20 protein-coding genes are annotated in these 20,735 nt (G+C 69.7%); 19 read left to right on the top strand and 1 reads right to left on the bottom strand.

Annotated features, from left to right (window positions below; genetic code table 11):
• Window positions 1–725: 725 nt before the first annotated feature.
• The 19 genes from ABZ822_RS03655 to ABZ822_RS03745 all read left to right on the top strand — a co-directional run bounded on the left by ABZ822_RS03655 (window position 726) and on the right by ABZ822_RS03745 (window position 18,764).
• Window positions 726–1,847: an LCP family protein gene (locus ABZ822_RS03655; protein ID WP_360846326.1), complete on the top strand. Its 1,122-nt coding sequence runs from the start codon at window positions 726–728 to the stop codon at window positions 1,845–1,847.
• Window positions 1,848–1,996: 149 nt separating this feature from the next.
• Window positions 1,997–2,221, top strand: a complete 225-nt coding sequence (gene rpmE / locus ABZ822_RS03660; protein WP_360846328.1) for a 50S ribosomal protein L31 — start codon at window positions 1,997–1,999, stop codon at window positions 2,219–2,221.
• Between the two features lie 99 nt (window positions 2,222–2,320).
• On the top strand, window positions 2,321–3,397 hold the full coding sequence (gene prfA / locus ABZ822_RS03665) for a peptide chain release factor 1 (RefSeq protein ID WP_360846330.1): 1,077 nt from the start codon (window positions 2,321–2,323) through the stop codon (window positions 3,395–3,397).
• Window positions 3,398–3,431: 34 nt separating this feature from the next.
• The gene (gene prmC, locus ABZ822_RS03670; protein WP_360846332.1) at window positions 3,432–4,277 is read left to right on the top strand and encodes a peptide chain release factor N(5)-glutamine methyltransferase; all 846 of its coding nucleotides are present in this window, start codon (window positions 3,432–3,434) and stop codon (window positions 4,275–4,277) included.
• 56 nt (window positions 4,278–4,333) lie between these two features.
• Window positions 4,334–4,981, top strand: a complete 648-nt coding sequence (locus ABZ822_RS03675) for an L-threonylcarbamoyladenylate synthase (RefSeq protein WP_360846334.1) — start codon at window positions 4,334–4,336, stop codon at window positions 4,979–4,981.
• A complete protein-coding gene (locus ABZ822_RS03680; RefSeq protein WP_360846336.1) occupies window positions 4,978–5,697 on the top strand; it encodes a protein-tyrosine-phosphatase in 720 nt (239 codons plus the stop codon). Before ABZ822_RS03675 ends, ABZ822_RS03680 begins: the two co-directional genes overlap by 4 nt.
• A 102-nt stretch (window positions 5,698–5,799) precedes the next feature.
• Window positions 5,800–7,200 (top strand): serine hydroxymethyltransferase, encoded by a 1,401-nt coding sequence (locus ABZ822_RS03685; protein ID WP_360846338.1) that lies wholly within the window; start codon window positions 5,800–5,802, stop codon window positions 7,198–7,200.
• A 354-nt stretch (window positions 7,201–7,554) separates the two neighbouring features.
• Window positions 7,555–8,400 (top strand): metallophosphoesterase, encoded by an 846-nt coding sequence (locus ABZ822_RS03690; protein WP_360846340.1) that lies wholly within the window; start codon window positions 7,555–7,557, stop codon window positions 8,398–8,400.
• A 258-nt stretch (window positions 8,401–8,658) separates the two neighbouring features.
• Window positions 8,659–10,062 (top strand): MraY family glycosyltransferase, encoded by a 1,404-nt coding sequence (locus tag ABZ822_RS03695; RefSeq protein WP_360846342.1) that lies wholly within the window; start codon window positions 8,659–8,661, stop codon window positions 10,060–10,062.
• Window positions 10,063–10,337: 275 nt separating this feature from the next.
• Window positions 10,338–10,775, top strand: coding sequence for a hypothetical protein (locus tag ABZ822_RS03700; RefSeq protein ID WP_360846344.1), 438 nt, complete (start codon window positions 10,338–10,340; stop codon window positions 10,773–10,775).
• 312 nt (window positions 10,776–11,087) lie between these two features.
• Window positions 11,088–11,858 carry a F0F1 ATP synthase subunit A gene (atpB, locus tag ABZ822_RS03705; RefSeq protein ID WP_360847019.1) on the top strand — a complete coding sequence of 257 codons (771 nt, stop codon included), beginning with the start codon at window positions 11,088–11,090 and terminating at the stop codon, window positions 11,856–11,858.
• A gap of 72 nt (window positions 11,859–11,930) precedes the next feature.
• Entirely contained in the window at window positions 11,931–12,164 is a 234-nt protein-coding gene (locus ABZ822_RS03710; RefSeq protein ID WP_360846346.1) for a F0F1 ATP synthase subunit C, read from the top strand.
• A 36-nt stretch (window positions 12,165–12,200) separates the two neighbouring features.
• A complete protein-coding gene (locus tag ABZ822_RS03715) occupies window positions 12,201–12,749 on the top strand; it encodes a F0F1 ATP synthase subunit B (protein ID WP_360846348.1) in 549 nt (182 codons plus the stop codon).
• Window positions 12,746–13,561 (top strand): F0F1 ATP synthase subunit delta, encoded by an 816-nt coding sequence (locus ABZ822_RS03720; protein WP_360846350.1) that lies wholly within the window; start codon window positions 12,746–12,748, stop codon window positions 13,559–13,561. The genes ABZ822_RS03715 and ABZ822_RS03720 overlap by 4 nt, the downstream gene beginning before the upstream one ends.
• Before the next feature lie 117 nt (window positions 13,562–13,678).
• Entirely contained in the window at window positions 13,679–15,250 is a 1,572-nt protein-coding gene (gene atpA / locus ABZ822_RS03725; RefSeq protein WP_360846352.1) for a F0F1 ATP synthase subunit alpha, read from the top strand.
• A gap of 4 nt (window positions 15,251–15,254) precedes the next feature.
• Window positions 15,255–16,175 (top strand): F0F1 ATP synthase subunit gamma, encoded by a 921-nt coding sequence (locus tag ABZ822_RS03730; RefSeq protein WP_360846354.1) that lies wholly within the window; start codon window positions 15,255–15,257, stop codon window positions 16,173–16,175.
• 4 nt (window positions 16,176–16,179) lie between these two features.
• Window positions 16,180–17,634, top strand: a complete 1,455-nt coding sequence (gene atpD / locus ABZ822_RS03735) for a F0F1 ATP synthase subunit beta (RefSeq protein WP_360846356.1) — start codon at window positions 16,180–16,182, stop codon at window positions 17,632–17,634.
• Between the two features lie 124 nt (window positions 17,635–17,758).
• The gene (locus tag ABZ822_RS03740) at window positions 17,759–18,139 is read left to right on the top strand and encodes a F0F1 ATP synthase subunit epsilon (RefSeq protein WP_360846358.1); all 381 of its coding nucleotides are present in this window, start codon (window positions 17,759–17,761) and stop codon (window positions 18,137–18,139) included.
• Between the two features lie 151 nt (window positions 18,140–18,290).
• Window positions 18,291–18,764 (top strand): DUF2550 domain-containing protein, encoded by a 474-nt coding sequence (locus ABZ822_RS03745; RefSeq protein WP_360846360.1) that lies wholly within the window; start codon window positions 18,291–18,293, stop codon window positions 18,762–18,764.
• A 78-nt stretch (window positions 18,765–18,842) separates the two neighbouring features.
• On the opposite strand, the gene ABZ822_RS03750 is transcribed toward ABZ822_RS03745, so the two are convergent.
• Window positions 18,843–20,663 (bottom strand): glycoside hydrolase family 18 chitinase, encoded by a 1,821-nt coding sequence (locus ABZ822_RS03750; protein ID WP_360847022.1) that lies wholly within the window; start codon window positions 20,661–20,663, stop codon window positions 18,843–18,845.
• Between the last annotated feature and the right edge of the window lie 72 nt (window positions 20,664–20,735).

Genomic DNA, 20,735 nt, shown 5'->3' on the forward strand with positions numbered 1-20,735 from the left:
CTGCAGCACTTCATGTTCCGGAATCATGTTCCGGACCCCGCTCCTGAAGCGCGTACAACCTGGTGCCGCAGACCGATCCGAACCGTGACGGCCACCAGGACTGCGTCATGCGGCGCCGTGCGGACGGCGTGATGTACCGGCGTCACCCTCTCGGGGGCCGGCTCCGCCTCCATCGACACGAGGATCGCGAGCGGCTGGACGACACGGACGTTCACGGCCGCGCCCGGCGACCTGACCGGTGACGCGCTGCCGGACCCGCTCCCGGCGGCTCCCGGCGGAACGCTCCCTCCGTACCCGGGCGAGGCAGCGGCGCCTTCGGTACGCGGGTGACGGCGGGTAGCCGTTGTACGGCGTACGACTCGCTCCGCGGCACGGGCGACTACCTGGCGCGTACGTCCGGCGGCACGCTGTGTCTCCACCCCGGTAGCGGCAGGGCTTCGGCGGAGACTTTGGCCACACGCATCAAGATCGGGACTGGCTGGAACCAGTACAAATTCTCCCGATGAAACCGCAGGTCAGAGCGGATTGTCACCCGTGAAGGCGCGCACGGCACCCCGTGGATTCCGGCCAAAGGCCCCAGGTGGTGCCGTGCGAGCCTGAACCTCGCTCCGGGAGCCGTCGTCCTGACAGGTGACGACATTCCGCACTTGGCCGACTACCCAGATGGCCGTGTCGGTCGGGTCGGCAGGGGAACCCGGTGGAGACCAGCGAGGACTGAGGAGCACATGGCGGACCAGGGCAGCGCAAAGGAACCACGGCCCGGTGGCATACGCGCCACCGGGCGGCGCCGCAAGCCGCCCGGTCGCGGCCGCAGGGCCGTCACGATCGCGGCCTGGTCCGCCGTGGGCCTGACCCTGGCCGGCGGCGGGGCCCTGGGCTTCGTCTACTTCCAGCTCGACGGCAACCTCAAGGGCATCGACATCAACGCCGCCCTGGGCACCGACCGCCCCCGGAACGTCGACAACGGCTCGATGGACATCCTGGTCATGGGCTCGGACAGCCGTAAGGGCGCCAATGCGAAGTACGGCGAGGACGACGGCACCTCCCGCTCCGACACCGCGATGATCCTGCACGTCTACAAGGGCCACAAGAAGGCCAGCGTCGTCAGCATCCCGCGCGACACCATGGTCAGCCGCCCGGCCTGCAAGAAGACCGAGGGCAAGGGCACGGCCCCTGCCGTGAAGCATGCGATGTTCAACGAGTCGTACCAGGTCGGAGGCCCGGCCTGCTCGGTCAAGACCGTCGAGAAGATGTCCGGCATCCGCATGGACCACTACCTCGAGGTCGACTTCTCCGGCTTCAAGAAGATCATCAACGAGCTCGGCGGCGTCCCCGTCACCACCAGCCAGGCCATCAAGGACAAGGAGAGCCACCTCGACCTGCGGCCCGGCACCCACAAGCTGAACGGCGAGCAGTCCCTCGGCCTCGTCCGGACCCGCCACGCCGTCGGGGACGGCAGCGACCTCGGCCGGATCAAACTCCAGCAGGCGTTCATGAAGGCCCTGATCACCCAGGTCAAGGACATCGACCTGTTCGGCAGCCCCAGCAAGCTCTACGGGCTCGCGGACACCGCCACCGAGACCGTCACCACCGACTCCGAGCTGGCGTCCGTCAACAAGCTCCTCGGCTTCAGCAAGAGCCTCAAGGGGATCGACTCCGGGGACGTACGGATGGTGACGCTGCCCGTCGCGTACGACAAGGAAGACCCCAACCGCGTCATCCCGATGAAGAAGCAGGCCGGCGAGGTGTGGGCGGCGCTGCGCGCGGACAAGCCGATACCGGCCTCCGCGACCAAGGGGACCGCCAGTGACACTGCGGACACGGAGGGTGTCGTCAAGGGCTCCTGAGGCCCCCGCGGGGGAGGCGGGAATACCGGGGCACGTACCCCGGTTTTGGTGGACACGAACAGTCCTGGCAGACTGGTACGTCGGTCCCGGTTCACGCGTGGGCAGCCCGCCCTCTGCGACCCGGAGCCCTCCCGAACCTAGGAGAACCCTTGAAGCGCGACATCCACCCCGAGTACGTCGAGACCCAGGTGTCCTGCACCTGCGGAGCCTCGTTCACCACGCGCAGCACCGTCACCGGCGGCACCATCCGCGCCGACATCTGCTCCGCGTGCCACCCGTTCTACACGGGCAAGCAGAAGATCCTCGACACCGGTGGCCGTGTGGCCCGCTTCGAGGCTCGCTTCGGCAAGAGCGCCGGGTCCGCGAAGAAGTAGCGACCCACGAGCGCCGGTCCTCGGCCGCCCCTTCCGGGCGGCCGGACCGGCGCTTTTGCGATCGATGGCCGGACCCTTCTTCCACGCAAAGGAAAAACGATGTTCGAGGCGGTCGAGGAACTCATCGGTGAGCACGCCGACCTCGAGAAGCGGCTCGCCGACCCGTCGGTCCACGCGGACCAGGGCACCGCGCGGAAGCTCAACAAGCGGTACGCGGAACTCACCCCGATCATCGGCACCTACCGCGACTGGAAGCAGGCCGGGGACGACATCGAGACGGCCCGCGAACTCGGCGCCGACGACCCGGACTTCGCGGCCGAGGTCAAGGAGCTGGAGAAGCACCGCGAGGAGCTGACCGAGAAGCTGCGGCTGCTGCTCGTCCCGCGCGACCCCAGCGACGACAAGGACGTCATCCTCGAGATCAAGGCCGGCGAAGGCGGCGACGAGTCCGCCCTGTTCGCCGGCGACCTGCTGCGCATGTATCTGCGCTACGCCGAGCGCAGCAACTGGAAGACCGAGATCATCGAAGCCAACGAGTCGGACCTCGGCGGCTACAAGGACGTCCAGGTCGCGGTGAAGACCAAGGGCGGCGGCGCGGCGGAGCCCGGCCAGGGTGTCTGGGCCCGGCTGAAGTACGAGGGCGGGGTGCACCGCGTGCAGCGCGTGCCCGCCACCGAGTCCCAGGGCCGTATCCACACCTCCGCGGCCGGTGTCCTCGTCCTGCCCGAGGCCGAGGACGTCGACGTCGAGATCAACGCGAACGACCTGCGGATCGACGTCTACCGCTCCTCCGGCCCCGGTGGCCAGTCGGTCAACACCACCGACTCCGCCGTCCGCATCACCCACCTCCCCACCGGCATCGTCGTCTCCTGCCAGAACGAGAAGAGCCAGCTCCAGAACAAGGAGCAGGCGCTGCGCATCCTGCGCGCCCGGCTGCTCGCCGCCGCCCAGGAGGAGGCCGAGAAGGAGGCGTCGGACGCCCGGCGCAGCCAGGTCCGCACCGTCGACCGGTCCGAGCGGATCAGGACGTACAACTTCCCGGAGAACCGCATCTCCGACCACCGGGTCGGCTTCAAGGCGTACAACTTGGACCAGGTGCTCGACGGCGAACTGGATCCGGTGATCCAGGCGTGCGTCGACGCCGACTCCGCCGCGAAGCTGGCGGCAGCGCAGTAACGGGCTCCCTGACGAACCCCGCTGGAGGATTGACGTGAACGTGGTGCTCGCCGAGGTGGCCCAGGCCACCCAGCGGTTGGCCGACGCCGGCGTTCCCTCGCCGCGCTTCGACGCGGAGGAGCTCGCCGCCTTCGTCCACGGCGTCAAGCGGGGCGAACTGCACGCGGTCGCGGACGCCGACTTCGACGCCCGCTACTGGGAGGCCGTCGCCCGCCGCGAGGCCCGCGAGCCCCTCCAGCACATCACCGGCCGCGCCTTCTTCCGCTACCTCGAACTCCAGGTGGGGCCGGGCGTCTTCGTGCCGCGCCCCGAGACCGAGTCCGTCGTCGGCTGGGCCATAGACGCCGTACGGGCCATGGACGTCGTCGAGCCGCTGATCGTCGACCTGTGCACCGGCTCCGGCGCCATCGCGCTCGCCCTCGCCCAGGAAGTGCCCCGCTCGCGCGTGCACGCCGTCGAGCTCGACGAGGGCGCACTGCAGTGGGCCCGCAAGAACGTCGAGGGCTCCCGCGTCCAGCTCCGGCACGGCGATGCGCTCAACGCCTTCCCCGAACTGGACGGCCAGGTCGACCTGGTGATCTCCAACCCGCCGTACATCCCGCTCACCGAATGGGAGTACGTCGCCCCCGAGGCCCGTGACCACGACCCCGGGCTCGCCCTCTTCTCGGGCGAGGACGGGCTGGACACCATCCGCGGCATCGAGCGCACCGCTCACCGTCTGCTGCGCCCGGGAGGTGTCGTCGTCATCGAGCACGCCGACACCCAAGGGGGCCAGGTGCCGTGGATCTTCACCGAGGAACGGGGCTGGGCCGATGCCGCGGACCATCCCGACCTGAACAACCGGCCGCGGTTCGCGACGGCCCGCCGGGCGACACCATGACAGCGCCCGCCGGACCGCCCCCACGCCCCAAGTCCTGGAACAGAGAGGCCCGTTAGATGGCACGGCGCTACGACTGCACCGACGCGACCGACCGCATCGCCGGCCTGCGCGAAGCCGCCTCCGCCGTCCGCCGCGGCGAGCTGGTCGTGCTGCCCACCGACACCGTCTACGGGATCGGCGCGGACGCATTCAGCTCCGAGGCCGTGGGCGACCTGCTGGAGGCCAAGGGCCGTGGCCGCAACATGCCTTCGCCCGTCCTCGTCGGCTCCCCGAACACCCTCCACGGCCTGGTCACCGACTTCTCCGAGCAGGCCTGGGAACTCGTCGACGCCTTCTGGCCCGGGGCGCTGACCCTCGTCGCCCGCCACCAGCCGTCCCTGCACTGGGACCTGGGCGAGACCCGCGGGACGGTGGCGGTGCGGATGCCGCTGCACCCCGTCGCCATCGAGCTGCTGAACGAGTTCGGCCCGATGGCCGTCTCCAGCGCCAACCTCACGGGACACCCCTCTCCGCAGGACTGCGACTCCGCCCAGGAGATGCTGGGCGACTCCGTCTCCGTCTACCTCGACGGCGGCCCGACCCCGGCCGCCGTACCGTCCTCGATCGTGGACGTGACGGGCAAGGTGCCGGTGCTGCTGCGTGCGGGCGCCCTGAGCGCCGAGCAGCTCCGGGAGGTCGTACCCGACCTCGAGGTGGCCAATTGACAGCCCCTGAGGGGCGTGGCATAGCGGTCTCCGGCACGGACGACACCTTCCGCATCCTCCACGTCAGCACCGGCAACGTGTGCCGCTCGCCGATCACCGAGCGGCTGACGCGGCATGCCCTGGCGCACCGGCTGGAGAGCCGTCCCCGACCTGTCGGGGTGCCGCCGGCGCAGCGCGGGGGAGAGGGCGCGAGGACCGGCGGGCTCATCGTGGAGAGCGCGGGCACCTGGGGCCACGAGGGCGCCGCGATGGAGGCCCATGCCGCGACGGTCCTGACCGACTTCGGTGCCGACCCGTCCGGCTTCCTCGGCCGCGAGCTGCTCGACGAACACGTCATCCGCGCCGACCTCGTCCTCACCGCGACCCGCGACCACCGGGCGCAGGTGATCTCCATGGGGCACTCGGCGGGGCTGCGCACCTTCACACTGAAGGAGTTCACCCGGCTCGTACGGGCGATAGACCTCGCCACGCTGCCCGACCCCGCGCCCTCCGGCTCCGTCGTCGGACGGGCGCGCGCCCTGGTCCAGGCCGCGGCGGCCCTGCGCGGCTGGCTGCTCGCGCCGTCCCCGGACGCCGACGAGGTGTACGACCCGTACGGCGCTCCGATCACCTTCTTCCGCAGCATCGGCGACGAGATCCACCAGGCGCTCGACCCGGTCGTCACCGCACTGACCGGGGTCCCGGCCGCGACCTGCCCCCCGGCCGGGAACGGATAGCCGCACACACCGCGCGGCCCCGGCCTCCCGGCCCTAGATTGGGTGTCGACGCCCGGTGCACTCCTCCCTGGCAGTGCACCCACCCGAGGCCCGGAGCACGCGATGCCGGTCACCACTTCAGGCAGCCAGGGGGCGCAGCCCGGCGCCCGAGCCGCACGACGCTCCACCGGCACGCAGCCGGCGGGGGCCGCCGCACCTCCGGGGGCCGCCGGGGTGGGCGTCGCCGCCGGAGCGGGCGTGCAGGACGGCGGCCCCGAGGCGCCCTGGGGACCGGACTTCGGGCTGCTGCGCCGCCGCGACCCCGAGCTCGCCGGGCTGCTGCTCGCCGAGCTGGAACGGCAGTCCGCGGGGCTGCAGCTCATCGCCGCGGAGAACTTCACCTCGCCCGCCGTGCTCGCGGCGCTCGGTTCGCCGCTGGCCAACAAGTACGCCGAGGGCTACCCGGGCCACCGTCACCACGGCGGCTGCGAACTGGTCGACCTCGCGGAGCGGCTCGCCGTCGAGCGGGCCACCGCCCTCTTCGGCGCCCAGCACGCCAACGTACAGCCGCACTCAGGCTCCTCGGCCGTGCTGGCGGCGTACGCGGCGCTGCTCCGGCCCGGCGACACGGTGCTGGCCATGGCCCTGCCGCACGGCGGCCATCTCACCCACGGCTCCCCGGCGAACTTCTCCGGCCGCTGGTTCGACTTCGTCGGCTACGGCGTCCACCCGGAGACCGGTCTGATCGACTACGACCGGGTGCGCCGCCTGGCCCGCAAGCACCACCCCAAAGCCATCGTCTGCGGCTCCATCTCCTACCCGCGGCACCCCGACTACGCCGCCTTCCGCTCCATCGCCGACGACGTCGGCGCCTATCTGATCGCCGACACCGCCCACCCCATGGGCCTGATCGCCGGTGGCGTGGCGCCGAACCCCGTCGCGTACGCCGACGTGGTGTGCGCGACCACGCACAAGGTGCTGCGCGGTCCCCGCGGCGGGCTCATCCTGTGCGGCGCGGACCTGGCCGAGCGGATCGACCGGGCCGTCTTCCCCTTCACCCAGGGCGGCGCGCAGATGCACACCATCGCCGCGAAGGCCGTGGCCTTCGGGGAAGCGGCGACACCGGCCTTCGCCGCGTACGCGGCGGCGGTCGTGGCCAACGCGCGGGTCCTCGCCGAGGCTGTCGCGGCCGAGGGCCTCGGCGTCACCACCGGCGGCACCGACACCCACATGATCACCGCCGATGTGGCACCGCTGGACCTCGACGGGCGCACCGCGCGGGGCCGCTGCGCCGCCGCCCGGATGGTCCTGGACTCCTGCTGCCTGCCCCAGGGCGCCCCGCCTCCCGCTCCCGCCACGGGCATCCGGCTCGGGACGGCCGCCGTCACCACGCAGGGGATGGGGGAGGGCGAGATGCGGAGGATCGCGAAACTGCTGGGGGCCGCGCTGCGGGACGACCCGGGCGCGGGCGCGCAGGCGACGGAGCTGGCCGAGGCGTTCCCGCCGTACCCCGCGGAGGAGTGACGTCGTAGCGACGCCTGCGGCCGCTGTGACGGCTGCGGCCTTCGGGATGTGAGTGAACTCACGAGGCGGACGGCGTGCCACCGCCGCATCCCAGGAAATTCCGGCTGCCGCTGCGAGAAGGTGGGAGAGGCCGTCCCGGTGCGTCCGGGGCGCCGGAACGTGCCCCTACGTCGGTGAGCGCTCGGAGTCCTCGTTGCCAGCACCAGCGATTTCCCCCCGCAAGTCCCGTGCCCGTACGGCAGGTTCGGCCCCCGTCCGGGCCGCGGCCGAGGCCGGAGGGTCCACCCGGGCCGCCGCACCCCGTGGGTGCGCCGCGTCCGCCACGGCCGGCGCGTCCGCCGGGAGGCGGTGAGCATGGGCCACGGGCGTCTGCTGGCCATCAGCGACCTGCACATCGCGTACCCGGAGAACCGCGCGTTCCTCGAGGGCCTGCGCCCCGAGTCCCCGGACGACTGGCTCCTCGTGGCGGGCGACGTCGCCGAGAAGGTGGAGGACATCACCTGGGCGCTGGAGACCCTGAAGGACCGCTTCGCCACGGTGGTCTGGACGCCGGGCAACCACGAGCTGTGGACGCACCGCGCCGACCCCGTGCAGCTCCGCGGCGAGGCCCGCTACCGCCACCTCGTGGACATCTGCCGCGGTCTCGGAGTGCTGACGCCCGAGGATCCGTACGCGGTGTGGGAGGGCCCCGGTGGCCCCGCGGTCGTCGCCCCGCTCTTCATCGGCTACGACTACACCTTCAGGACCGAGACGGCCTCCACCAAGGAGGAGTCGCTGGCCCAGGCCGAGAAGGCGGGCGTGGTGTGCACGGACGAGTTCATGCTGCACCCCGATCCGTACCCGAGCCGCGACGCGTGGTGCGAGGCGCGCGTCACCGGGACCGAGGCCCGGCTGCGGGCCGTGGACCCCGCCCTGCCGACCGTCCTGGTCAACCACTATCCGCTGGTGCGCGAGCCCACCCGGGTCCTGCGCTACCCGGAGTTCGCGCAGTGGTGCGGGACGGTGCGCACCGCGGACTGGCACGTCCGCTTCCGTGCCGCGGCGGTCGTCTACGGTCACCTGCACATCCCCCGGACGACCTGGTACGACGGCGTGCGCTTCGAGGAGGTCTCCGTGGGCTATCCGCGCGAGTGGAGCCGCGACCGGCACCCGAGCCCGCGGCTCCACGAGATCCCGGTCGGGGCGCAGGAGCGCTGCTGAACCGGGGTGCGGATCGCCGTCGCCGTTCCGTGAAGTTGTCGCGGACCGGCTGCCGTTCATCATGAGGTCCGTCACGGAACGGCCCGTACCGGCGCGTTCGGACCCGGTGCCGGGGCATCCTGGGATGCGGAGGACCACGGCCTGACATGCGGTACGGGCGGGGCTACCCTCTGAGCAACCATCCAGGGCTTGCCTGCGCACGGCCCACCCCTGGCCTAGGGTGTGGCCTGGTAGGACCTCGAGACGTCTGGGGAATCGGTGCGTGAATATCTGCTGACGCTGTGCGTCGCGGCCGCGGTTACTTACCTGCTGACCGGACCGGTGCGGAAATTCGCCATCGCCATCGGGGCCATGCCGGAGATCCGCGCCCGTGACGTGCACCGCGAGCCCACGCCGCGGCTCGGCGGGATCGCGATGTTCGGCGGACTGTGCGCCGGACTGCTCGTCGCCGCGCACCTCCCGAACGTGGGCAAGGTCTTCGAGCTCTCCAACGAACCCCGCGCCCTGCTCTCCGGAGCGGCGCTGATCTGGCTGCTCGGCGTGCTCGACGACAAATGGGGCGTGGACGCCCTGGTGAAGCTCGGCGGTCAGATGATCGCGGCGGGCGTCATGGTCATGCAGGGTCTGACGATCCTGTGGATCCCGGTCCCCGGTGTGGGATCCGTCGCACTCACCTCCATGCAGGGCACGCTGCTCACCGTCGCCCTCGTCGTGATCACCATCAACGCGGTCAACTTCGTGGACGGTCTGGACGGTCTGGCCTCCGGCATGGTCTGCATCGCGGCCGCGGCGTTCTTCCTGTACGCGTACCGCATGTGGTTCGGCTACGGGCTGGAGGCCGCCGCACCGGCCACCGTCTTCGCCGCGATCCTCATGGGCATGTGCCTGGGCTTCCTGCCTCACAACATGCATCCCGCGCGGATCTTCATGGGCGACTCGGGCTCGATGCTGATCGGCTTGGTGCTGGCGGCGGGTGCGATCTCCATCACGGGCCAGGTGGACCCCGACGCACTCAGCCTCTTCGCCGGATCGGAACGGGCGGCGGTCCACGAGACGGTGCCGGTCTACATCCCGTTGCTGCTGCCGCTCTCGGTGCTGATGGTGCCGGTGGTGGACCTGGTGCTGGCGATCGTCCGTCGTACGTGGAAGGGCCAGTCGCCGTTCGTCGCCGACCGCGGTCACCTGCACCACCGTCTGCTGGAGATCGGCCACTCGCACAGCCGGGCCGTCCTGATCATGTACTTCTGGTCGGCGCTGATCGCGTTCGGCGCGGTCGGCTACTCGGTGCACGCGGCCAATGTCTGGATCGTGCTGATCGTCGTCGCCCTGAGCACGATCGGGCTGCTCCTGCTGCTGATGCCCCGCTTCACCCCGCGGACCCCGCGCTGGGCGAACTCCTTCGTCCCGCCCCGGTACCGACGCAGCCGCCGCACGGACGAGGCGCCGGACCCGGCGGACGCCGGCGTCGCGTCGTCCGAACTCCCGGTCGCGGCAGGGACGTCCGCGTCCAACGGCAGCGGGAATGGCAGCGGCAACGGCCACGTCGGCGGGAACGGTACTGGGAACGGCGGCGCGGACGGCGCGGGGGATCCGGAGACGCCCACGACGACGCGCGTCCCGGCGGGCGCGACGGCGATCGGCGGCCGCTCGCGCAACTGGTGATCACTCACAGCGCAGTTGAGTCGGGCATAAACCCCATAGCGGGCAGGGGGCTTCGCGTCAGCTCATCGGTGCGAGGGGTAGCTCGTCTGTGTGACGGGCAGCACATCGACTAGGTAAAGACCTCATCAAATAGTTTGTGATACCGTTCACGAAACCCGGTGGCCAGCACCGAAGCACCGCCAGTCGGACGGTTCTTCGGTGTGAGGTGTGACCTCGATCGGCCCCTACGCTCGTCCATGACGACACTCGCCCCAACCCCGAGCGGAGTTGCCGCCATGCAGTCAAACGACGCCCGAATGCTCCTTCAAACTGCCGTACCCACGGCCGCCGTCGGCGTGATCGCCGTCGTTGCGGGTGGCGTGCTCGGCGGCGGGAAGGGGGCGCTCGGATCGGCCGTCGGTGCACTGCTGGTGATCGTCTTCATGGGCATGGGTCTGACCGCGCTGCAGCGGACCGCCAGGTCCCTGCCGCACCTGTTCCAGGCCATGGGGCTGATGCTCTACACAGCCCAACTCCTGCTGATGCTGGTGTTCGTGGCCGTATTCAAGGACACCACGCTGTTCGACCCCAAGGCGTTCGCCGCCACCCTGGTCGCCTCCACCCTCGTGTGGATCGCGGCGCAGGCGCGGGCGCATATGAAGGCCAAGATCCTTTACGTCGAACCGGATACCGCGGAGGCGAACCGCCCCCGCGCGACGGAGTCCGCGACGTGACAGGTAGGGCCGGAATAAACATGGGCGTACTCGCCTGCTATCGTCCGGTGCCAACTGCGGCATCGCGGGCGCAGGCGGCTGAGTTCCCCAGCTTGACGGGATGGAACCGGCAGCCCATGACGCTGATGCCTGGCCGGTCGCTCGGCTCAGCGCCGACCAGCCGCCCCCAAGTTCTCAAGACCAGTCCAGTGCCGAACCGCGGCTACCCGCCGCGCCGACACAACGAGGTTGCCGTACCCATGCGCCACGCTGAAGGAGCCCGCGGTGAGTGCTGACCAGAACCAGCTCGCCTTCGACTGGAGCTGCCGGATCCTGTCCGACGACGGCTGTGGCTTCCCGGCTCCTGGCCTGCACTCCTTCCTCTTCCAGCCGCTCTTCACCGTCGGCGGCTACGAGTTCAACAAGGTGATGGTGCTCGCACTGCTGGCGTCGGTCATCGTCGTCGGTTTCTTCTGGACGGCGTTCGGTAAGGCGAAGGTCGTTCCTGGCAAGCTGCAGATGGTGGGCGAGGCCGGCTACGACTTCGTCCGCCGGGGGATCGTCTACGAGACGCTCGGTAAGCGTGAGGGCGAGAAGTACGTCCCGCTCATGGTCTCGCTGTTCTTCTTCATCTGGATCATGAACATCTGGTCCGTGATCCCGTTGGCTCAGTTCCCGGTCTCGTCGATCATCGCCTACCCGATGGTGCTGGCAGCCGTGGTCTACATCCTGTGGATGTCGCTGACCTTCAAGAAGCACGGCTTCATCGGCGGCTTCAAGAACATCACCGGCTACGACAAGTCGCTCGGCCCGGTGCTGCCGCTCGTCATGGTCATCGAGTTCTTCTCGAACGTCGTCGTCCGGCCGTTCACGCACGCGGTGCGACTCTTCGCGAACATGTTCGCGGGACACCTGATGCTGGTGATGTTCACCGTCGCCAGCTGGTACCTGCTGAACAGCTACATGATCCCGGCCGCAGGCGTCTCGTTCGTGATGACCATGGCCATGATCGCCTTCGAACTCTTCGTCCAGGCCGTCCAGGCGTACGTCTTCGTCCTCCTGGCCTGCTCCTACATTCAGGGCGCTCTCGCCGAGCACCACTGAGTAACCGCCCCAGCCCATAGTCGTCCGGTGGCCAACCCCCACCGGTCCGCGTAAAGAGAAGGAAGAGACAGCATGTCCGCTGTTCAGCTCGCCGCAGTCACCGGCTCGCTCGGCTCCATCGGCTACGGTCTCGCCGCCATCGGCCCCGGCGTCGGCGTCGGCATCATCTTCGGTAACGGCACCCAGGCGCTCGCCCGTCAGCCCGAGGCTGCCGGTCTGATCCGCGCCAACCAGATCCTGGGCTTCGCGTTCTGTGAGGCGCTCGCCCTGATCGGCATTGTTATGCCGTTCGTGTTCGGTAAGTGATCCCACGCCGGACCGTTTTCGACGAAAGGCATTGATGTGATCGCCAACTTGATTCAGCTGGCGGCCGAGGAAGAGCAGAGCCCCCTGGTCCCGCCCGGCCCCGAGCTGCTCATCGGCGCAATTGCCTTCGCCATCGTCTTCTTCTTCCTCGCCAAGAAGCTCCTCCCGAACATCAACAAGGTTCTGGACGAGCGGCGCGAGCAGATCGAGGGCGGGATCGAGAAGGCGGAGGCGGCTCAGGCCGAGGCCCAGGACACGCTCGAGCAGTACAAGGCTCAGCTCGCCGAGGCCCGGCACGAGGCCGCGCGCCTGCGTCAGGAGGCGCAGGAGCAGGGTGCCGCGCTCATCGCCGAGATGCGTGCGGAGGGTCAGCGGCAGCGCGAGGAGATCGTCGCCGCCGGTCACACCCAGGTCGAGGCCGAGCGCAAGCAGGCTGCCGCGGCGCTGCGCCAGGACGTCGGCACCCTCGCCACCGAACTGGCCGGAAAGCTCGTCGGTGAGTCCCTCGAGGACCAGGCCCGGCAGAGCCGCGTGATCGACCGCTTCCTCGACGAGCTCGAGGAGAAGGCCGAGGCAACCCGATGAACGGAGCGAGCCGCGAGGCACTGGTCGCCGCGCGTGAGCGTTTCGACGCGCTGACGGACACCGCGTCCGTCGACGTCGAGAAGCTCGCCGCCGACCTGGTCGCCGTCACGGGGCTGCTCGACCGCGAGGTGTCGCTGCGTCGGGTCCTCACCGACCCGGCGCAGGCCGGTGAGGCCAAGGCCGAGCTGGTGGCGCGTCTGCTGGGCAGCCAGGTCGGGGGCGAGACCGTTGACCTGGTGTCCGGCATGGTCCGCTCCCGCTGGTCGCGCTCGCGTGACCTGGTCGACGCCGTCGAGGAGCTGGCCGCGAGCGCCGAATTCGTGGTCGCGCAGCGGGCGGGTTCGCTCGACGACGTCGAGGACGAGCTGTTCCGGTTCGGCCGGATCGTCGCCTCGACGCCGGAGCTGCGTTCCGCCCTCACCGACCGTGCGGCAACGGCCTCCGCCAAGGCGGAGCTGGTGCGCAGCCTGCTGGGCGGCCGGGCCAACGCGGTCACCGTCCGGCTGGTGGTCACTCTTGTGACCCGGCCGCGGGGCCGTAGCCTGGAGGCAGGGCTGGAGGCCCTCTCCAAGCTGGCCGCCGACCGCCGGGACCGGATGGTCGCGATCGTCACCTCCGCGGTGCCGCTCAGTGACCAGCAGCGGCAGCGCCTCGGCGCGGCCCTGGCCACGCTGTACGGCCGGCAGATGCATCTGAATCTCGACGTGGACCCGGGTGTTCTCGGCGGGATCTCGGTGCAGGTCGGCGACGAGGTCATCAACGGCACCATGGCCGACCGCCTCCACGAGGTGGCCCGGCGGATGGCCGGCTGACCACCACCAACTCAACACGATTCACAGCGGCCCGAGTTGGGCCGTGCAGAGTCCTCTGGGGGTCGCCCCCAGACCCCCAAAAGACTTCGGGCCCAACAAGGAGAGCAGGGAACCCAGATGGCGGAGCTCACGATCCGGCCGGAGGAGATCCGGGACGCGCTGGAGAACTTTGTCCAGTCGTACAAGCCGGACGCGGCCTCGCGCGAGGAGGTCGGGACGGTCAGCGTTGCCGGAGACGGCATCGCGAAGGTCGAGGGTCTTCCCTCGGCCATGGCGAACGAGCTGCTGAAGTTCGAGGACGGCACCCTCGGCCTCGCCCTCAACCTCGAGGAGCGCGAGATCGGTGCGATCGTTCTCGGCGAGTTCAGCGGCATCGAGGAGGGCCAGCCGGTGCGCCGCACCGGTGAGGTTCTGTCGGTCGCCGTCGGCGAGGGATACCTGGGCCGGGTCGTCGACCCCCTGGGCAACCCGATCGACGGTCTCGGTGAGATCGACACCGAGAGCAGCCGCGCCCTCGAGCTGCAGGCCCCGGGCGTCATGGCCCGTAAGTCGGTGCACGAGCCGATGGAGACGGGCCTCAAGGCCGTCGACGCCATGACCCCGATCGGCCGTGGCCAGCGTCAGCTGATCATCGGCGACCGCCAGACCGGCAAGACCGCCCTCGCCGTCGACACGATCATCAACCAGCGCGACAACTGGCGTTCCGGCGACCCGAACAAGCAGGTCCGCTGCATCTACGTCGCCGTCGGCCAGAAGGGCTCCACCATCGCGTCCGTGCGTGGCGCGCTGGAGGAGGCCGGTGCCCTGGAGTACACGACGATCGTCGCGGCTCCGGCGTCCGACCCGGCCGGCTTCAAGTACCTCGCCCCGTACACCGGCTCGGCCATCGGCCAGCACTGGATGTACCAGGGCAAGCACGTGCTGATCGTCTTCGACGACCTGTCGAAGCAGGCCGACGCCTACCGCGCCGTCTCTCTGCTGCTGCGCCGCCCGCCGGGCCGTGAGGCCTACCCCGGTGACGTCTTCTACCTGCACTCCCGCCTCCTGGAGCGCTGCGCCAAGCTCTCCGACGAGATGGGCAAGGGCTCGATGACGGGGCTGCCGATCGTCGAGACCAAGGCGAACGACGTGTCGGCGTTCATTCCGACCAACGTCATCTCCATCACCGACGGCCAGTGCTTCCTGGAGTCGGACCTGTTCAACGCGGGCCAGCGCCCGGCGCTGAACGTCGGTATCTCCGTCTCCCGTGTGGGTGGTTCCGCCCAGCACAAGGCGGTCCGCCAGGTCTCCGGCCGCCTCCGTGTGGACCTCGCCCAGTACCGCGAGCTCGAGGCGTTCGCCGCCTTCGGCTCCGACCTGGACGCGGCCTCGAAGGCCTCGCTGGAGCGCGGTAAGCGCATGGTCGAGCTGCTCAAGCAGGGCCAGTACGCTCCGTACTCGACCGAGGACCAGGTCGTCTCCATCTGGGCCGGCACCACCGGCAAGATGGACGACGTGCCGGTCGAGGACATCCGCCGGTTCGAGCGCGAGCTGCTGGACTACCTGCACCGTGAGCACAAGGGCCTGCTGACCTCCATCCGCGAGGGCGGCAAGATGTCCGACGACACCCTGCAGGCCCTGGCCGAGGCCATCGCCTCCTTCAAGCAGCAGTTCGAGACCTCGGACGGCAAGCTGCTGGGCGAGGACTGAGCTTATGGGTGCTCAGCTTCGCGTCTACAAGCGCCGCATCAAGTCCGTCACCGCCACCAAGAAGATCACCAAGGCGATGGAGATGATCGCCGCGTCGCGGATCGTCAAGGCGCAGCGCAAGGTCGCCGCCTCGACGCCGTACGCGAGCGAGCTGACCCGCGCGGTGACCGCGGTGGCCACGGGCTCCACCACCCAGCACCCGCTGACCACCGAGGTCGACAGCCCCACGCGGGCCGCGGTCCTGCTCGTCACGAGCGACCGCGGTCTGGCGGGCGGCTACTCCTCCAACGCCATCAAGGCGGGTGAGCGGCTCACCGAGCGGCTCACCGCCGAGGGCAAGGAGGTCGTCACCTACGTCGTCGGGCGCAAGGGCGTGGCCTACTACAGCTTCCGCGGCCGCAAGGTCGAGGAGTCGTGGACGGGCTTCACCGACAACCCCTCGTACGCGGACGCCAAGAACGTGGCGGCCCCGCTCATCGAGGCCGTCACGAAGGACACGGCCGAGGGCGGCGTCGACGAGCTGCACATCGTCTTCACGGAGTTCGTGTCGATGATGACGCAGACGCCGATCGACCGGCGGCTGCTGCCGCTCAGCCTCGAGGCCGACGAGCAGGCCGGGGCCACCGAGAAGAAGGGCGAGATCCTTCCTCTCTTCGACTTCGAGCCGTCCGCCGAGGACGTCCTCGACGCTCTGCTGCCGCGGTACGTCGAGAGCCGGATCTACAACGCCCTGCTGCAGTCGGCCGCTTCCGAGCACGCCGCCCGCCGCCGTGCGATGAAGTCGGCGACCGACAACGCCGAGGAGCTCATCAAGTCGCTCACGCGGCTTGCCAATGCGGCCCGCCAGGCCGACATCACCCAGGAAATCAGCGAGATCGTCGGTGGCGCGAGCGCACTGGCCGACGCGACCGCGGGGAGTGACTGACACTATGACCACCACTGTTGAGCCGACCGCTTCCGCCGGCGTGGCCGCGGGCCGCGTCGCGCGGGTCATCGGCCCGGTTGTCGACGTGGAGTTCCCCGTCGACGCGATGCCGGAGATCTACAACGCCCTCACCGTCGAGGTCATCGACCCGACCGAGGAGGGCAAGACCAAGACCCTGACCCTCGAGGTCGCCCAGCACCTGGGCGAGGGCGTGGTCCGTGCGATCTCGATGCAGCCGACCGACGGCCTGATCCGTCAGGCCGCGGTGACCGACACCGGCGCGGGCATCACCGTGCCGGTCGGTGACTTCACCAAGGGCAAGGTGTTCAACACCCTTGGTGAGGTGCTGAACGTCCCGGAGGAGAACGGCAAGGAGACCGACCGGTGGGCGATCCACCGCAAGGCTCCCGACTTCGACCAGCTCGAGTCCAAGACCGAGATGTTCGAGACCGGCCTGAAGGTCGTCGACCTGCTGACCCCGTACGTCAAGGGCGGCAAGATCGGCCTGTTCGGCGGCGCCGGCGTCGGCAAGACCGTCCTCATCCAGGAAATGATCATGCGTGTGGCGAAGCTGCACGAGGGCGTTTCCGTGTTCGCCGGTGTCGGTGAGCGTACGCGTGAGGGCAACGACCTCATCCAGGAGATGGAGGAGTCCGGCGTTCTCGACAAGACCGCGCTGGTCTTCGGTCAGATGGACGAGCCCCCGGGCACCCGTCTGCGCGTCGCCCTGGCCGGTCTGACCATGGCGGAGTACTTCCGCGATGTGCAGAAGCAGGACGTGCTGTTCTTCATCGACAACATCTTCCGCTTCACCCAGGCCGGTTCCGAGGTGTCCACCCTGCTCGGCCGTATGCCGTCCGCGGTGGGTTACCAGCCGAACCTGGCGGACGAGATGGGCCTCCTCCAGGAGCGCATCACCTCGACCCGTGGTCACTCGATCACCTCGATGCAGGCGATCTACGTCCCCGCGGACGACCTGACCGACCCGGCTCCGGCGACCACCTTCGCGCACCTCGACGCGACGACGGTGCTCTCCCGGCCGATCTCGGAGAAGGGCATCTACCCGGCGGTGGACCCGCTGGACTCGGTGTCCCGCATCCTGGACCCGCGCTACATCTCGCAGGAGCACTACGACTGCGCCTCGCGCGTCAAGGGGATCCTGCAGAAGTACAAGGACCTCCAGGACATCATCGCGATCCTCGGTATCGACGAGCTCGGCGAGGAGGACAAGCTGGTCGTCCACCGCGCCCGCCGTATCGAGCGCTTCCTGTCGCAGAACACCCACGCGGCGAAGCAGTTCACCGGTCTCGACGGATCGGACGTCTCGCTCGACGAGTCGATCTCCGCGTTCAACTCGATCGCCGACGGCGAGTACGACCACTTCCCCGAGCAGGCGTTCTTCATGTGCGGTGGTCTGGACGACCTGAAGGCGAAGGCCAAGGAGCTGGGCGTCTCCTGACCCCCGGCTGATACGGGTCAGGGGTGGGCCGCCCCCACCCCTGACCGGTACGCCCGTTATTCTTGACACCCCAGTACTGATCTGGACACCTGCTCCGGCAGGTGGAGACCCGAGGAGCCACGTTTTGGCTGCTGAGCTGCACGTCGAGCTGGTCGCCGCGGACCGCAGTGTCTGGTCCGGCGAGGCCACCCTGGTCGTTGCGCGCACCACATCGGGTGACATCGGCGTCATGCCCGGCCACCAGCCCCTGCTGGGTGTGCTGGAGTCCGGCCCGGTGACCATCCGTACCAGCGATGGCGGCACCGTCGTCGCGGCGGTGCACGGAGGCTTCATCTCCTTCGCCGACAACAAGCTCTCGGTGCTCGCCGAGATCGCGGAGCTGGCGGACGAGATCGATGTCGCCCGTGCCGAGCGCGCGCTGGAGCGGGCGAAGTCGGAAGCCGACGCGGCCGCCGAACGGCGCGCCGAGATCCGTCTGGCCGCGACGACGGCGGGCAACCGCTGAGCCGCCCGGCGAACGATTGTCACTCAGCCGCGGACTGCCCTGGGACTCACCAGAGCGGTCCGCGGCTGTGGCGGATCCAGAGGTCATACTCGGTCCGTTACTCCCCCAGTAACCTCTGGGCGGTGTCCCCCGAGCGAGGAGGTCGGTGAAGATGGTCCTCGCACTGCTGGTCAGTTGCGTGGTCATCGCACTGGTGCTGCTGGGACTGTTCGTCTTCGGCCTGCGGCGCAGGCTGATCCAGCGGTCCGGCGGCACATTCGACTGCAGCCTGCGCTGGAACGTGCCCGCCACGGAGGGCATGGACACCGCACCGGCCTCCCACGGGCCCAGGGGCAAGGGCTGGATCTACGGGGTCGCGCGGTACAGCGGCGACCGGGTCGAGTGGTTCCGCGTCTTCTCCTACGCCCCCCGCCCCCGCCGCGTCCTGGAGCGTTCCGCGATCGAGGTGCTGTCCCGCCGCGCCCCGCAGGGCGAGGAGGAACTGGCGCTGCTCTCCGACGCGATCATCCTCGGCTGTGTGCACCGCGGTACGCATCTGGAGCTGGCGATGAGCGAGGACGCGCTCACCGGCTTCCTGGCGTGGCTGGAGGCCGCACCCCCCGGACAGCGCGTGAACGTCGCGTAGGGACCGTGGGACGTCCGTCCCGGTCGTGGTGGGACCGGGAAGGCGGGGGCGACACCGCCTCCCCGGCGTTTCTGCCGGCTACTTCAGACCGCTGTCGATCGCGGTCGCGAGTTCGCCGTTGCTCGTGTCACCGCTGAACTCCCAGAAGAACGCGCCGCCCAGGCCCTGCTCCTTCACATAGCCCATCTTCCCGTTGATCGTCGACGGGGTGTCGTAGCTCCACCACTGGCTGCCGCAGTGGGCGTACGCCGTGCCCGCCACGGTGCCCCCGGCCGGGCACTTCTCCTTCAGGACCTTGTAGTCCTCGATGCCCTGCTCGTACGTGCCGGGCGCGGGGCCGGTCGCCGTGCCGCCGGGTTCCTTCTGCGTGACGCCGGTCCAGCCGCGCCCGTAGAAGCCGATGCCCAGGTTCAGCTTGCCGCTCGGGATCCCCTTGGCCTTGAGCTTCTGGACGGCGGCGTCGCTGGTGAAGCCCTGCTGCGGGAGACCGCTGTAGGAGGTGAGGGGCGAGTGCGGGGCGGTGGGGCCCTGGGCGGCCCAGGCGCCGAAGAAGTCGTACGTCATCACGTTGTACCAGTCGACGTACTGGGCGGCACCCGCGTAGTCGGCCGCGTCGATCTTGCCGCCGGACGAGGCGTCGGCGGTGATCGCCGCCGTCACCAGGTCGCCGCCGAACGCGGACCGCATCGCCTGCATCATCGTCCGGAACGCCGCCGGGCCGCTGCTGTCGCAGCTGAGCCCGCAGGCGTTGGGGTACTCCCAGTCCAGGTCGATGCCGTCGAAGACATCGGCCCATCGTGGGTCCTCGACTAGGTCGTGGCAGGACTTGGCGAAGGCGGTGGGGTTCTGGACGGCCTGGCCGAAGCCGCCGGACCAGGTCCAGCCGCCGAAGGACCAGAGCACCTTGATGTGCGGGTACATCTTCTTGAGCTTGCGGAGCTGGTTGAAGCTGCCGCGCAGTGGCTGGTCCCAGGTGTCGGCGACGCCGTCGACACTCTGCTCCGCCGTGTACGCCTTCTCGTAGTCCGGGAAGGCTTCGCCGACGGTGCACCTGCCGCCCTGGACGTTGCCGAACGCGTAGTTGATATGGGTGATCTTCGCTGCGGAGCCGCTCGTGACCAGGTTCTTCACGTGGTAATTGCGGTCGTAGACGCCCCACTCGGTGAAGTAGCCGAGCTTGACCTTGCCGCCGCCGCCCCCGCCGCCGGTCGTCCTCACGGTCAGGGTGCCGCTCGCGGGGCCGGTCTGGTCGGAGGTGTCGCGGGCCCGCACGCTGTAGCCGTAGGTGGTGCCGGCGCTCAGGCCGGAGTCGGTGTACGTGGTCCCGGTGACGGTCGCGATCTTCGACGAGCCGCGGTACACGTCGTAGTTCTTGATCCCCTTGTCGTCCGTCGCCGCCGTCCAGGTGAGGCTCACCGAGGTGTTGGTGACACCGCTCGCGGTCGGTGTGCCGGGTGCGGTCGGGGCGCCGTCACCCGGGACGGAGCCGCCCTCGCAGGAGCCGTTGTTGACACGGCAGTTGGCCGGGCTGCCGCTGCCGGTGCCGTTGAACCCGAACGTGATGCTGGCGCCGGGGGCGAGGGTGCCGTTCCAGCTCTTGTTCCTGGCGGTCCAGCGGGTGCCCGAGCCGGTCACGTCAGCGTCCCAGGAGGACGTGACGGAGGTGCCGGAGGGGAAGTCCCATTCGACGGTCCAGGAGCTGAGGGCGGTGGTGCCGGTGTTCTTCACCGTCCACTTGCCTTCGAAGCCGCTGCCCCAGTCCTGGACCTTCGTGTAGGTGGCCGTGGCGCCCGCGGCGTGCGCGGGTGTCGCGAGGCCGACGAGTGAGGCGAGGGGGAGCAGCAGCGCCACGAGGACCGCGGCGGTCCGGGAGACAGCGCTCCTGGTGCGGCCGGTCAGAGGGGTGCCGGTGCCGGTGCGTCTGGGAGGTTGGGAGGTTCCTGTGCTCAAGGGGTGCTCCTCGAGGGATGC

Origin of the sequence: Streptomyces sp. NPDC047108 (assembly GCF_040643575.1) — a bacterium.
Classification (GTDB): Bacteria; Actinomycetota; Actinomycetes; order Streptomycetales; family Streptomycetaceae; genus Streptomyces.

Excerpts from the sequence above, each read along its gene's own strand:
- ABZ822_RS03655 (WP_360846326.1), top strand. The coding sequence starts at position 726 with ATGGCGGACCAGGGCAGCGCAAAGGAACCACGGCCCGGTGGCATACGC.
- prfA (WP_360846330.1), top strand. The coding sequence starts at position 2,321 with ATGTTCGAGGCGGTCGAGGAACTCATCGGTGAGCACGCCGACCTCGAG.
- ABZ822_RS03675 (WP_360846334.1), top strand. The coding sequence starts at position 4,334 with ATGGCACGGCGCTACGACTGCACCGACGCGACCGACCGCATCGCCGGC.
- ABZ822_RS03685 (WP_360846338.1), top strand. The coding sequence starts at position 5,800 with ATGCCGGTCACCACTTCAGGCAGCCAGGGGGCGCAGCCCGGCGCCCGA.
- ABZ822_RS03690 (WP_360846340.1), top strand. The coding sequence starts at position 7,555 with ATGGGCCACGGGCGTCTGCTGGCCATCAGCGACCTGCACATCGCGTAC.
- ABZ822_RS03700 (WP_360846344.1), top strand. The coding sequence starts at position 10,338 with ATGCAGTCAAACGACGCCCGAATGCTCCTTCAAACTGCCGTACCCACG.
- ABZ822_RS03710 (WP_360846346.1), top strand. The coding sequence starts at position 11,931 with ATGTCCGCTGTTCAGCTCGCCGCAGTCACCGGCTCGCTCGGCTCCATC.
- ABZ822_RS03720 (WP_360846350.1), top strand. The coding sequence starts at position 12,746 with ATGAACGGAGCGAGCCGCGAGGCACTGGTCGCCGCGCGTGAGCGTTTC.
- atpA (WP_360846352.1), top strand. The coding sequence starts at position 13,679 with ATGGCGGAGCTCACGATCCGGCCGGAGGAGATCCGGGACGCGCTGGAG.
- ABZ822_RS03730 (WP_360846354.1), top strand. The coding sequence starts at position 15,255 with ATGGGTGCTCAGCTTCGCGTCTACAAGCGCCGCATCAAGTCCGTCACC.
- atpD (WP_360846356.1), top strand. The coding sequence starts at position 16,180 with ATGACCACCACTGTTGAGCCGACCGCTTCCGCCGGCGTGGCCGCGGGC.
- ABZ822_RS03745 (WP_360846360.1), top strand. The coding sequence starts at position 18,291 with ATGGTCCTCGCACTGCTGGTCAGTTGCGTGGTCATCGCACTGGTGCTG.